Genomic DNA, 11,612 nt, shown 5'->3' with positions numbered 1-11,612 from the left:
GACTTTTCTTATCTAATATAGCCTAGTTTTTCGGAAATCTCATTTGCAGCAGCAATTATTTTTTGGGAGAAAACCGCTACATTTTCATTCTGATAATTCGCTTCAATTCCAGCGATACTAATTCCAGCAATAACTTCCCCCTTATAATTAAAAATAGGTGCTGCGATTGCTGATGTATGATTTTCTAATTCTGAATGACTAATTGTATAGCCATTAGTTCTTGCACTTTGGATACTTTCTATCAATTGTTCTTTGTTTATAATTGTGCCTAACGCGAAAGGTTCTAATTGGATATTTTCTAAATAACTTTCTATTTCCTCCTCTTGCAAAAATGACAATATAACTCTTGAGCAAGCCCCGGCATATAACGGACTTCTTCTTCCAATCGCAGTATACAAACGAACTTTTTGAAAAACATCGACTTTTTCAATATAAATCGCTTCATCACCTTGTTTAACGATGAGATTTATCGCTTCTTTTAACTCTTTATGTAATTCTTGCATTATAGGATAGGCAATTTGACGAAGATCTAATCTAGATGAAACCAAATTTCCGTACGTAAGAAATAGGAGACCTAAACGATATTTTGAATCAGCTCCCTTTTCTATAAACCCCATTTCCTCTAAAGTTAAGAGCATTCGATAAACCGATGTTTTGGGAATGCTCGATAATTCTATGATATCTTGAAATGACAACGCAGCATGCTCCATAAACAAGTTTAAAATATCCATGGAACGGACAACTGTTTTATTTTTCATATGCTCTCCTTTATTTTATTATTTGCTTTTCTAATGCTAAGAAGCTCCTTATTCCCTCGATAATTAACGATAAAAATACTTAACCCTACCATTACTAACCCAATCAGAAGCAAATAAGTAACTGGTTCGCCTAAAAAAACAACTCCTAAAAATACGGCGATAATTGGGACAAGAAAAGTAAAAGCACCAACTTTACTTGCCTCCCCTTCATTGATCAGCTTGTAATAAATAATATAGGCTAATGGAATGCCAAAAACAGCACCAAAACTGACACCAAATAAGTATCTACCATTCCATATAATATCCGACCAACTTTCAAAAATAGTGCCGGTCCCTAATAAAAATGCCCCGCCAATGATCGATTGTAATGAAACCATCCAATATGCATCTAATCGATGGCTTACTTTTTTTACATAAATTACACCAAAAGCCCAACATACCGCAGTCACTAAGCCTAAAGCAACTCCAATTACAGAAACATGAAAAGTTAATCCATCCAGACTTACTACGACGATACCGAGAAAACCAATTAATAGACCGATTATTTTAACCGCATTCATCTGTTCCCCTAACCAGATCCACGCAAACAAACCTAAAAGCACCGGTTGAAAATACACAAGAATGGAAAACAATCCACCAGGTAAATAATTAAGCCCCACCGTTTGTATACCGAAGAACAATATCGTATTAAATAATGCAGTAATACAATACAAACGCCAATTTTCACGCCAATTAATCTTATCTAGTCGTCTCAACAAAATAATTCCTAGTAAAGTTCCACCGATGACAGCACGCATTCCCGCAAACAATAAAGGAGGAGTTGACGGTAATGTAAATTTATAAATCGGCCAACTTGCACCCCATAAAAAAACAAGAAATAAAAGTAACACAGTAGAATTCGCCCAAATCTTTTTCAACACAGCAACTTCCTTTCCCCTTTGTACCCACTCTATTACTCCACTATACACCCAAAAAATAAAACAGCCTACTAGATTTTTTTCTACTTAAAACATGTAGCATACTGTTTTCAGTTAATTATTATGACACTATCGATATATTATTAAGAATTATCCCACTAATCTAGAATTTTCACGATTTAGTGTGTTAAAATGAATAAATGTTTAAATTAAATTGGAGGTTGGCATCAATATTATGCAAGTTACAAACACGAAATCCATTCACGTAGAAAATGTACTCATTGCACATCAATTTTTAAAGGATGTGGTTGTACATACCCCATTGCAAAAAAATGACTACTTATCAGAAAAATACGGGGCGACCATTTATATTAAACGAGAAGATTTACAACATGTTCGCTCTTTTAAACTAAGAGGCGCCTATTACAAAGTTAAAACAATGGAACAAGAAGCCAGGGAAAAAGGAATCGTATGTGCAAGTGCTGGAAATCACGCACAAGGCGTAGCTTATGCATGTGCCCAATTGCGAATATCCGCTAATATATTCATGCCGCTAACAACGCCAAAACAAAAAATTGACCAAGTGAAAATGTTTGGTCGTGAATATGTGGAAATCACCCTTGTAGGCGATACATTTGATGATTCTGCTGCGAGCGCAACTGCTTTTGCGGAAACTGAAAATAGAATTTTTATTCATCCATTCGATGACCTAGATATCATCGCAGGTCAAGGTACAGTGGCGGTAGAAATCATGAATGATATTGAAGAGTCGATGGATTATGTATTCGGCAGCATTGGCGGTGGCGGACTAATAGCCGGAGTTTCTACTTATATAAAGAATCTCTCCCCTTTTACGAAAATAATTGGTGTGGAACCAGCCGGAGCTGGAAGTATGAAAGCAGCTTTGGCCAATGAAGGACCTGTTGTTCTGGAGACAATCGATAAATTTGTAGACGGTGCTGCGGTACAATGCGCTGGTAATTTAACGTACGAAACATGTAAAAAGTATGTAGATGATATCGTACTCGTACCAGAAGGAAAGGTTTGTACAACTATTTTAGATCTATACAATAAACACGCAATTATCGCAGAACCAGCTGGCGCACTACCGATTGCCGCACTCGACTTTTATAAAGAAGAAATTAAAGGAAAATCAGTTGTATGCGTCATAAGTGGTGGAAATAACGATATTGGCAGAATGCAAGAAATAAAAGAAAAATCGCTTATGTATGAAGGACTACTCTATTACTTTATCGTGAATTTCCCACAAAGAGCAGGAGCACTACGCCAATTTTTAGATAAAGTGCTTGGACCTGAGGATGATATCACGACATTTGAATATACGAAGAAAAACAACAAAGAAAGCGGTCCAGCTCTAGTAGGAATCGAATTAAAACATAAAGAAGATTATGATGTTCTTATTTCTCGCTTAACTGAGAATGGATTTTCGTATAAAGAAGTAAACAAGGATAGTACATTATTTGACCTACTAATTTAACGAAGGCTGTTATATTAACGAATCAGCTATTTAGTCAAACAAATCGAAATTAATAGTAAATAAAAACTATTAAAATGTCACATTTGATTTCTAGCAATATTTCCTCCAGTTTGATATAATCATTATTGAATTATAAAGATTCTAATCTAGGAGGAATTATTAATGCCGGAAAATACAAAAAACAACAAATTAACGACTGCTGCAGGCGCTCCTGTAGTGGACAACCAAAACTCGATGTCTGCTGGTAGAAGAGGTCCCCTTTTACTTCAGGACGTTTGGTTATTAGAAAAACTAGCTCACTTTGATAGAGAAGTAATTCCAGAGCGTCGTATGCACGCAAAAGGTTCTGCTGCATATGGTAAATTCACTGTAACAAATGATATTACTAAATATACGAAAGCAGCAATCTTCTCAGAGGTTGGAAAAGAAACAGACATGTTCGTACGTTTCTCAACTGTAGCTGGTGAACGTGGAGCAGCTGACGCAGAACGTGATATTCGCGGATTCTCTATGCGCTTCTATACAGAACAAGGAAACTGGGATTTAGTTGGAAACAACACACCAGTCTTCTTCTTCCGTGATCCACTTAACTTCCCGGATCTAAACCATGCGGTTAAACGTGATCCAAGAACGAATATGCGTAGTGCAAATAATAACTGGGATTTCTGGACTTCACTTCCGGAAGCACTTCACCAAGTAACAATCGTAATGAGTGACCGCGGTATTCCAGCAACTTACCGTAATATGCACGGTTTTGGTAGCCATACATTCAGTATGATTAACGCGGACAATGAGCGTGTTTGGGTGAAATTCCATATGCGTTCTCAGCAGCCAATTGAGAATTTAACAGACCAAGAAGCGGAAGAATTAGTAGGAAAAGACCGCGAAAGTCACCAACGTGATCTATTAGAAAATATCGACCAAGGAAACTTCCCTAAATGGAAAATGTACATCCAAGTGATGACAGAAGAACAAGCAAGAAATCATCCTGATAATCCATTCGATTTAACAAAAGTTTGGTACAAAGGAGATTATCCATTAATCGAAGTTGGAGAAATGGAACTAAATCGTAACCCAGAAAACTACTTTGCAGAAGTAGAACAAGCAGCATTTACACCTGCAAACGTAGTGCCTGGTATTAGCTTCTCTCCAGACAGAATGTTACAAGGCCGTCTATTCTCTTATGGAGATGCACAGCGTTACCGTTTAGGTGTTAACCACCACCAAATTCCAGTTAACCAACCAAGATGTCCTGTTCACTCTTTCCATAGAGATGGAGCTATGCGTACGGATGGAAACCTAGGTGCAACACTTCACTACGAGCCAAACACTTATGGTCAATGGAAATCACAACCGGAATTCAAAGATCCTGCGCTAGCACTTGATGGCCCAGCAGATATTTATGACTTCCGTGAAGATGATGATAACTATTTCGAGCAACCAGGTAAATTATTTAGATTAATGAGTCCTGAGCAACAACAATTATTATTTGATAACACGGGCAGAAACATGGCAGGTGTCGACAAACACATTCAGTTGCGTCATATTACTCATTGCTATAAAGCAGATCCTGCTTATGGTAAAGGTGTAGCAGAGGCATTGGATATTCCATGGGGCGAAGTAGAAGCAGCTTTAGCTTTCGCTGACTAATATAGAGTAACAAAAGCACCGCAATTTTGCGGTGCTTTTTATTCTAACCTACCTTTTCCTATGCAGGGAAATCAACTATAATTTCCACTACTTCTATTTTCCCATCAATTAACAATTCAGAAAGCTCGTTTTCTACATTACCTTGCCAGTATTCTCTAGCTTGTTCTATTTTTTGAGAAAAGGAAACCCCGTCCTCTTTTGGCAATCGGTTTCCGTCTCCCTCAAAAGAATTACCATTAACTCGAAGTTTAACAATCTGCAAAACCTTCCGATTATAACGCTCAAATAATTCTTTCCATTTCATTACATCTTCATAGGTTTTTGTCGCATATAAACATGACAGTCTGGAAGGATATTGTGGATATTCTTGAAGCCTGACCATTTCAACAATCACTTCTCTTATCGCTCTTATTGTTTGATTTGCATAGTTAATGGTGACATCCGCATTTTCTTTATTCAGGGATAAGCCAGCATTTGAATAATTCTCTTGTAAAATCTGAAAAAAATCTTCTCCTTTAGCATTCATTTGTTCTCTCTCAAAAAAGAAATGATATAGAGTATTTTTTTGTTTCTTATCAAATCTAATTATTTGACCTAGCCTCATTTTTTCCCTCGTTACTAGATGATAAACATACAACTCATTCTCTTTCATGACCATTCCCCTATCTATCTTTGCTTGGTTCACTCAAGTACCTCTGTTGGTGTTGTTTCTTTTAAAATAATAACGCCATCGTAGGCTTTATTGGGTACCATTTCAATCGTGTAAAACATTTTTAATAGCTTTTGCCAAGAACGAAAATCGTCCCCCACATTCACCATTTTTTGTTTGCTTTTTATAATGTCTAACAGTTCCTTTGACTCACTTGCTTTTTCAAAATCGACGTAAAAGATAGCTGGCTCTACTTCACGAAATGCATCAACCAAATCATTATGATTCTTTATCTTATAATTCTTTCGTTTATCTGAACCGCGATTTAAGGCTTGAAAATTACTATTCATTAAGTCAGTACCGATTGCAAAATACTTGGCCCCATATAACTCATCTAAATAATTGCCCATCGATTTATAACCAGCTAATGAAGCAGACGTTTTTTCAATATGCCCGTTATGTCCGGTAAAAAATACCTTCTCATGACCACGAGCCGCTTCCATCTCAACAATCCATTGCAAATTGTCTGCCAAGAACTGGTCACGAAGTTGTTGGTATTCACCCTCATTTAAAAATAGCTCTGTTCGTTGTTTCATCAGTTGTGCGTATTGGAAAGCAAAGGCAAACGTATCCGGCGATGAATGTTCGATATATGCAACTTTATTTGATTGCAGATCTGAAATGATATGATCTAGCACTTCTTCAATTTCTTTCAGTTGCTTCGTTGATAATGATCTCATCATATTATTAGAAGCAGATTCGAGTTGAACTGCATAGTTTTGTTCCACATCCTCATTAACAACTTTATAGTAATCTAGCAGACCTTTTTTACTGTAATCATATCGCTGCATATCGTTTCCATAAAAATATAGTTTTTCATCGCTACTAGCCGTAGCGTTATAATCATGCATCCATTGAACAAGATCAATCATTTGCTCCGTTTTATAAATGCTATAATCAAGTGCGTTCACGGCTTCTTCTGCAGAACCTTTTCCCTCTAAAATGAACTGATTAATCTCCTGTCCGCCACCAAAGTCCCCTTCTATTACAAAAACACGGACTTGTTCATTTTTAATTAGTGCTTCAAATACATCCTTTTTCAACTTCTGAAGCTCTACATTCCCATGTGTTGCCTCTCCCAAGCCGATTATTGTTACATCATCTGGAATATTAATTTCTTTTACAGATGAAATATAATTTTCGGCATCATCAAACACTTTATCGTTATTACTGCACGCCGATAAAACAATCATGAGACAAATAATAGCCAATAAGAAAGGTTTCTTTTTAGAAAGATACATCTTCAAATCCCCTTGTTTATTATTATTCTTTTAACATAGAATACTTTCGATAAGCTTTATAGAAACTGCTACCAAAGAAGACAACCATAAGAGCGGGAAGTGACCTCAAAAGAGCAAAGGGAGTTTCAAACAAAAATGCTTTCCAAAATAAGGAGCCTTCCATACTCCAAAGACCATCCGCTAAATATAAACCTGAATCCTTGTAAAGCGTATAAGAAAAAAACAAGAACACTATAGCTAAACTAGCTGAATAACCCATCCATCTTTTATAATAATTACTCGTTGACTCCCGATCTGAGAAGATTTCATTTTGGTTATCCTCTTCTTTTTGCCAATACCGAATTCCACCTAGCCAAGGGCCATTTATATAACTCCAACCGAAGTCTTCATATATCACTCTATAATCCTTAAACTTTTGCTTTGATAAATAATCTTGATAATCCAGTCGCATCACATATCTCTTGTCGGTTTTTTCAAAAGTGTATATACCTAATCCACTGATATTTGTACAACGATAGCCCTTTTGTAATTGCTCGTTCAGCCATTGCTCTTCTTTTTCAATATCAAAAAACGTCTTAAGCTTCTTCATTTGATTCACTTCCTTCGTACAAGGATAAAATATGCAATAACCTGTTTTGTTCCATTTTTAAAATGGCACTTCCTTCCTCAGTTATCATATAAACTTTTCTCCGACCTGACTCTCCGACAGGTTCAATCCAACCATGCTTATTCAAGTTTTCAATCGCCCCGTATAATGTTCCAGCTGCTAAAATAACAGTACCGTTACTTATCTCCTCAATCTTCTGCATGACGGCATAACCATGAAGCGGCTCACGCAAGGCCAGCAAAATATAATGCATCGTTTCAGACAACGGCAATAATTTATGTTTCATCTTCTCACCCTCTATTCAGTTCGACTATATAGTTCAACTTAACAAAAAGATAATACAGTTCAACTGAATAGTCAACAATATTTTCATAATTCGTAAAAGAACTATACGTAAAAAGTTTGATAACAAGGAAGAACAATCTAAAAAGCCGCTTCCCTTATGTAAGGGAAAACGACTTTTTTGGTAGTCTTATTTAATAAAATCAAAATGAAATCCATTTTTGAAAAGTGTGACAGATAGGTTTTTAATTAATAGGTCAGCGTTACAAAATTTTAAGTGAAGTAAAAGTGATAAATCATTCCTACCATAACTCCTAGTAATCCAGTTATTATATATGTATTACCAGCTGCTTTTCTGTTTTTCTTGTTCCGCATATAAAGGCCTGCCATGATAAATCCAAGGCAATACACTAATAAAATAAATAGTAAAATAGGCTTCATATTCTCACCCTACCTCTGATTTTAAGCTTCTTTCAGCCGACTAAGACAGTTATTGTTTCATAACTTTTCTTACTAAAATTATAAAGATCCCCATCATCAAATCCCGTTGACAATACAACGTTTGGTGGAAATTTTGTAGGATTATCAATTAAATAGGTATTAGTAAAAATAATAGTTGATGAGATAGTTAAAAACAATCCTAATTCAAAGTTGTCATCCCGATACTTTAGCAAATCCTTATAAAGAGTGATCTCAGGGTATCTACCTTCGGGGAAATAATCATTGCTACTTGCCCAATCATCGTCATGAAAATCCCAGTCTGTCGAACCCGAAATATATGGCTGAATACCATCATCACTCTCGTAAAGTCCAAAATTAATGGCAATAATATTGTCTGGTACTTTTTCTTGTTCAAACAACTTATTAAGCCAGTTTTCAAACTGCTTATAACTTTTAACGAAGTCTTTTGACAAATTTATTTGTTCAGCATCGTCCGCAAGATTAATTACATATTTCCCTATTAATTTATTACCATTTTTTAAAGTTGGAAATTCCTTCATAAATAACTGTAACAGTTCATTAACTTTTTCAATATTACTCATAACATCCAAACCTCCATACTGACCCGTTTTTATAACAGCGTTTTGGTCATGATAAAGTCAATTTGTTCCTCATCTCCCATATAAAAAGAATGAGCACCAGTTTGAACAAATCCTATTTTCTTATAAAAAGCAATGGCATTGTCATTTTTCTCCCATACACCTAGCCAGATCTTCTTTTTGTTACTTTCCTGCGCAATTTCCAACGCTTTATTGAACAGGTATTTACCAAGCCCGTGTTTTTGAAATTGGTTCTTTATATAAATCCTTTCGATTTCAAGTGCATCGTCACCCATTTTTTCTAACTGAGCATCATTGGTATTGATCTTTATATATCCTGCAATTTCATTATTAAAATAGACAAAGAAGAAATGCGAAGAAGCATTGGATAATTCTTTTTCTAATTGTTTCAGGTTAAATGCTTTTTGCAAATAGGCGTTCATATTTTCTGAGGAATTCTGATGCTTAAATGTCTCATTGAATGTTTCATAACTAACTTTTTGTAATTTACTAGAATCTTTAATAGTACATTCTTTAATATGTATCGTCATATAACGAACACTCCTTTATATATTCAATAATCTCTCTTGTTTCCCTTCTTGACAAATTCCCAATCTATTTCTATATTTCTTCTCACTCTTTGAAGGAGATTGAAAATAATTTCTGCTTCACTCTCGGAAAATCCCTCTAAAGCAACGGTATTCGAATAATTGTTTTCTCTTTTTATAAAAGGGTAAACTTTTTTTCCTTTTTCAGTTGGAAAGAGTTTTTTAATTTTTTTGTTATGTTGATCTTCTCTTTTTTCAATAAAACCATTTATTTGTAGTTTTTTTATAGAGCGAGCTGCCGTTGTTCGATCTACCTTTATCATCTCAGCTAACTTTTCTTGAATGATTCCTGGGGATTCACATATTCGCACAAGATATAAATATTGTCCTTTTGTAAGATCATATTCTTTAAATTCTATATTACTTACAGAATCCAATGCTCTTGCTATCATACCAATTTCACGAAGAATATCCTTCATAATAAACTCCTTACTTTGCTTTTTGTTGTAAATACAACATTTATTATGAATATAATTTACCCTATTTTTGTTGCATTTGCAATAAAAATAGGGATTGCATACAATTTTATTTCTGACCCTAAAAAGAATCACCTAACCCCTTCTACTTCTTCAATAGGATGTTAAAAAGACTTTCCCTCTAGATACTTTAGAAGATTCAACAGCATCCACCGCTTGTTTAATATTGGTTAAATCGTATTGAGAATTAAGGGACAACAAATGCATTTTTTTGTCTTCTAGTAATCTCATTAAATAGTTAAAGGTTTCTTGCCATTTATTTGCGCTAACATTTTTATTCCAATTTCGTAAATGAAATATATTAGCATTCACCTTTGCTCTTTTTACAATATCTGCCCAGTTCACTTGTACTCCTGATAGAAGACCAATTGTTAGAAAATAACCATTAGCTCGCACAGAAAAAGCCAGGTCGTTGCCTGATGAACCGCCAATAGAATCAATAGCAGCGTCTGCACCTTTTCCATTTGTTAAATCCATAACCGTTTCATATAGCGGACTTATAGAGGTATCAATTACAAAAGAAGCTCCTAGTTCAAGCAATTCTGCTGTATGCTTGTTATTTCTAGTAACAGCAATCAGTCGAAAACCTAAAACCTTTGATAATTGAGCAAAAATACGACCAATAGAAGAACCGCATGCGTTAACCAATAAAACATCATCTGCTTTTAACTTTAATGCTTCATTACAAATTACCAATGCTGTAATTGGATTAATATACATCTGTGCTGCTGTAAAATCATCAATAGCGTCAGGTATAGGAACTGCAAATTCTGAGGAAGTTTTGACATATTCCTGCCATGTACCTTCCCCTCGCAATGGCAAAACACGTTTACCAATTAGTTGACGAGATACTAATGGCCCTACATCTTCTACAATACCCACTCCTTCGTATCCCGGAATATTAGGTAAAGTAATTCGATGAGCATATGCCCCTCTAATCGGTATCAAGTCAGAAGGATTTATAGGACATGTTATCATGCGTACCAGCACTTCCTGTTCCTTTGGTGATTCAATGCTTTTATATTCAACATTAAGTACATCTTTAGGGTTACCGAATTCATGAAACTTAAGACATTTTGCTTCCAAGACTATACTTCTCCTTTAATTAGTTTTTTTTAATTATATTATCTTCAACTTAAGATCTACGCTAGAAAAATTATTCACTATGTCTATGATTTTATTAAATTAGCATGAATCAAACTTTTCCGATTAAAAGGTGGATTCATACCAAATAGGTTTTACTAATTCAAAGTTCTTATGATCCTCCAATATCAAATCGATTCGTTCTATAATTTGTCTAGTTGCTCCGAAGATTTTTTAATTGACCAGACAACACTTGAAAAAATAACTATAGCAGAATAAATCGAATAAGCTCTCCAGAATTCTTCCGGTATGTTATGCGCGAAATATCCTTTTATTTGGCCAACAGAAAAAGAGATACTGTATTCCCTGCTAAGGTCAATTTATATTTCCTCCTTCACTTCTTCACACGCCGGCATACATGGAATTCCAGCTTCTATATAACTTCTTGCTAATTTCCATTCGTGAATGCTATTTTTTTTGAAAGTCTGAAAAAACAAATTCCCTGTTTCTAAACTCTTACCTTGAATAACCAATGTAGCAGATATGATAGCCATATTTTCAGATTCTCTTAAAGGAAAGATTGAAATTAAATTAATATTCCACTCGGCATTACATTCTTTAGCAAATTTAAAACCTTGCTCCCAACCATTTATTGATTTTTCATAACCAAAGTCAGCTATATCTTTACCTGTTATTCACTTGCTTCATAATCTTTTGAAATGATTTTTTTCAAGTCCACTAAA

General features: G+C 35.0%; 14 protein-coding genes. 2 read left to right on the top strand and 12 right to left on the bottom strand.

Features of this window, described 5'->3' with window-relative positions; genetic code table 11:
• Positions 1-8 precede the first annotated feature (8 nt).
• Both ACIP9W_RS07410 and ACIP9W_RS07405 read right to left on the bottom strand, forming a co-directional pair.
• The gene (locus ACIP9W_RS07410; protein ID WP_400787761.1) at positions 9-758 is read right to left on the bottom strand and encodes an IclR family transcriptional regulator; all 750 of its coding nucleotides are present in this window, start codon (positions 756-758) and stop codon (positions 9-11) included.
• Entirely contained in the window at positions 755-1,675 is a 921-nt protein-coding gene (locus ACIP9W_RS07405; protein ID WP_400787759.1) for a DMT family transporter, read from the bottom strand. The genes ACIP9W_RS07410 and ACIP9W_RS07405 overlap by 4 nt, the downstream gene beginning before the upstream one ends.
• Before the next feature lie 235 nt (positions 1,676-1,910).
• Here ACIP9W_RS07405 and ilvA point away from each other — a divergent pair, with 235 nt between their 5' ends.
• Together ilvA and ACIP9W_RS07395 are read left to right on the top strand one after the other, a co-directional pair.
• A complete protein-coding gene (gene ilvA, locus ACIP9W_RS07400; RefSeq protein ID WP_400787756.1) occupies positions 1,911-3,173 on the top strand; it encodes a threonine ammonia-lyase IlvA in 1,263 nt (420 codons plus the stop codon).
• Positions 3,174-3,335: 162 nt separating this feature from the next.
• A complete protein-coding gene (locus ACIP9W_RS07395; RefSeq protein ID WP_142537135.1) occupies positions 3,336-4,823 on the top strand; it encodes a catalase in 1,488 nt (495 codons plus the stop codon).
• Between the two features lie 58 nt (positions 4,824-4,881).
• Here ACIP9W_RS07395 and ACIP9W_RS07390 read toward each other — a convergent pair whose 3' ends face one another.
• The 10 genes from ACIP9W_RS07390 to ACIP9W_RS07345 form a co-directional block, all read right to left on the bottom strand.
• Positions 4,882-5,475, bottom strand: coding sequence for a DUF2441 domain-containing protein (locus tag ACIP9W_RS07390; RefSeq protein ID WP_400788189.1), 594 nt, complete (start codon positions 5,473-5,475; stop codon positions 4,882-4,884).
• A gap of 29 nt (positions 5,476-5,504) precedes the next feature.
• A complete protein-coding gene (locus ACIP9W_RS07385) occupies positions 5,505-6,773 on the bottom strand; it encodes an erythromycin esterase family protein (RefSeq protein WP_400787753.1) in 1,269 nt (422 codons plus the stop codon).
• Between the two features lie 22 nt (positions 6,774-6,795).
• Positions 6,796-7,362 (bottom strand): DUF2812 domain-containing protein, encoded by a 567-nt coding sequence (locus tag ACIP9W_RS07380; protein ID WP_400787750.1) that lies wholly within the window; start codon positions 7,360-7,362, stop codon positions 6,796-6,798.
• Positions 7,349-7,666, bottom strand: coding sequence for a PadR family transcriptional regulator (locus tag ACIP9W_RS07375; RefSeq protein ID WP_400787747.1), 318 nt, complete (start codon positions 7,664-7,666; stop codon positions 7,349-7,351). The genes ACIP9W_RS07380 and ACIP9W_RS07375 overlap by 14 nt, the downstream gene beginning before the upstream one ends.
• A gap of 269 nt (positions 7,667-7,935) precedes the next feature.
• Positions 7,936-8,103: a hypothetical protein gene (locus ACIP9W_RS07370; RefSeq protein ID WP_400787745.1), complete on the bottom strand. Its 168-nt coding sequence runs from the start codon at positions 8,101-8,103 to the stop codon at positions 7,936-7,938.
• 32 nt (positions 8,104-8,135) lie between these two features.
• Complete coding sequence (locus ACIP9W_RS07365) at positions 8,136-8,705, bottom strand: hypothetical protein (RefSeq protein ID WP_400787743.1); 570 nt, start codon at positions 8,703-8,705, stop codon at positions 8,136-8,138.
• A 29-nt stretch (positions 8,706-8,734) separates the two neighbouring features.
• Entirely contained in the window at positions 8,735-9,253 is a 519-nt protein-coding gene (gene paiA / locus ACIP9W_RS07360) for a spermidine/spermine N(1)-acetyltransferase (protein ID WP_400787741.1), read from the bottom strand.
• A 23-nt stretch (positions 9,254-9,276) separates the two neighbouring features.
• Positions 9,277-9,729 carry a MarR family winged helix-turn-helix transcriptional regulator gene (locus ACIP9W_RS07355; protein ID WP_400787739.1) on the bottom strand — a complete coding sequence of 151 codons (453 nt, stop codon included), beginning with the start codon at positions 9,727-9,729 and terminating at the stop codon, positions 9,277-9,279.
• 150 nt (positions 9,730-9,879) lie between these two features.
• Positions 9,880-10,872, bottom strand: coding sequence for a zinc-dependent alcohol dehydrogenase family protein (locus ACIP9W_RS07350; protein WP_400787737.1), 993 nt, complete (start codon positions 10,870-10,872; stop codon positions 9,880-9,882).
• 377 nt (positions 10,873-11,249) lie between these two features.
• Positions 11,250-11,423 carry a hypothetical protein gene (locus tag ACIP9W_RS07345; protein WP_400787735.1) on the bottom strand — a complete coding sequence of 58 codons (174 nt, stop codon included), beginning with the start codon at positions 11,421-11,423 and terminating at the stop codon, positions 11,250-11,252.
• Positions 11,424-11,612 lie beyond the last annotated feature (189 nt).

This window comes from Psychrobacillus sp. NPDC093180, from assembly GCF_044754065.1.
GTDB lineage: Bacteria > Bacillota > Bacilli > Bacillales_A > Planococcaceae > Psychrobacillus.
The sequence above is the reverse complement of the archived record's forward strand: the minus strand, read 5'-3'. Positions and strand labels throughout refer to the sequence as shown.

Bases quoted from the DNA above. Each gene is read 5' to 3' on its own strand.
- ACIP9W_RS07410 (WP_400787761.1), bottom strand. From the start codon at position 758: ATGAAAAATAAAACAGTTGTCCGTTCCATGGATATTTTAAACTTGTTT.
- ilvA (WP_400787756.1), top strand. From the start codon at position 1,911: ATGCAAGTTACAAACACGAAATCCATTCACGTAGAAAATGTACTCATT.
- ACIP9W_RS07395 (WP_142537135.1), top strand. From the start codon at position 3,336: ATGCCGGAAAATACAAAAAACAACAAATTAACGACTGCTGCAGGCGCT.
- ACIP9W_RS07390 (WP_400788189.1), bottom strand. From the start codon at position 5,475: ATGAAAGAGAATGAGTTGTATGTTTATCATCTAGTAACGAGGGAAAAA.
- ACIP9W_RS07385 (WP_400787753.1), bottom strand. From the start codon at position 6,773: ATGTATCTTTCTAAAAAGAAACCTTTCTTATTGGCTATTATTTGTCTC.
- ACIP9W_RS07380 (WP_400787750.1), bottom strand. From the start codon at position 7,362: ATGAAGAAGCTTAAGACGTTTTTTGATATTGAAAAAGAAGAGCAATGG.
- ACIP9W_RS07375 (WP_400787747.1), bottom strand. From the start codon at position 7,666: ATGAAACATAAATTATTGCCGTTGTCTGAAACGATGCATTATATTTTG.
- ACIP9W_RS07370 (WP_400787745.1), bottom strand. From the start codon at position 8,103: ATGAAGCCTATTTTACTATTTATTTTATTAGTGTATTGCCTTGGATTT.
- ACIP9W_RS07365 (WP_400787743.1), bottom strand. From the start codon at position 8,705: ATGAGTAATATTGAAAAAGTTAATGAACTGTTACAGTTATTTATGAAG.
- paiA (WP_400787741.1), bottom strand. From the start codon at position 9,253: ATGACGATACATATTAAAGAATGTACTATTAAAGATTCTAGTAAATTA.
- ACIP9W_RS07355 (WP_400787739.1), bottom strand. From the start codon at position 9,729: ATGAAGGATATTCTTCGTGAAATTGGTATGATAGCAAGAGCATTGGAT.
- ACIP9W_RS07345 (WP_400787735.1), bottom strand. From the start codon at position 11,423: ATGGCTATCATATCTGCTACATTGGTTATTCAAGGTAAGAGTTTAGAA.